General features: G+C 58.5%; 1 protein-coding gene. It reads right to left on the bottom strand.

Translation table 11 applies throughout. From position 1 onward, the window contains the following. Positions 1 to 164 precede the first annotated feature (164 nt). The coding region (locus EOA60_RS35570) for an RIP metalloprotease (protein WP_164899903.1) at positions 165 to 750 on the bottom strand (586 nt) is incomplete at its 5' end.

Below are 750 nucleotides of genomic sequence, written 5' to 3'. Positions count from 1 at the left end.
GTATTTTCCCTTACCGTATTAACCGGATTTCCCCTACACGCAAGGCTCCCGGTTAATTTGTATTTACTTAACCCTGTTGCGTGGCTTTCGTGTCACGCATATCCCCACGCATGGTAAACGGCGTCTCAATATGGGTGGGGCCGAAGCCAAATTCCTTCATGATTTCAGCACCCAAACAGATCATTCCAAAAAACGAAACCCATAAATCCGAGCACCAGAAGGAGACCGGTCCGGTAGGCCATCTCCATCATCCGCTCCGACACGGGCCGCCTTATGACGGCCTCCACGCCGTAGAACAAGAGGTGGCCGCCGTCGAGAGGGGGAATCGGTAGCAGATTGAGAATCCCTATCCCGACTGACAGGAATGCAACAAGCTGCACCAGCCATTCGAAACCGAGTTTGGCCGCCTGACCCGACATTTTCGCGATCTTGATCGGGCCGCCGAGTTGGCATTTGTCCTCGCGCCCGACTACGAAACGTTGCAGAAATTGCCCGGTGCGCTCGATCACATGCCCGGTTTCCTCGACAGCCGCCGCCAGCGCGCCCGCGGGCGTGTAGGAGACCAGTCGCGGCTGCCCGAGCTCCGCATTGTTGGCCACGCCGATGATCGCGACCTTGACCTTGTTGCCCAGCGCATCCTGCTGCTCCATCGGTTCCGGTGTCGCGGTGACGGTGATTTCCTTGCCGTCGCGCAACATGGTGAAGGTGATGGCGTCGCCGGCGCGGCCCGAAACCAGGCGTTGAACGTCG

The sequence above is a fragment of the Mesorhizobium sp. M1A.F.Ca.IN.020.06.1.1 genome (genome assembly GCF_004023265.1).
In the GTDB taxonomy this organism is placed as follows: Bacteria; Pseudomonadota; Alphaproteobacteria; order Rhizobiales; family Rhizobiaceae; genus Mesorhizobium.
Note: the sequence above shows the minus strand (reverse complement) of the source record. Positions and strands in the feature narration are given on the sequence as shown.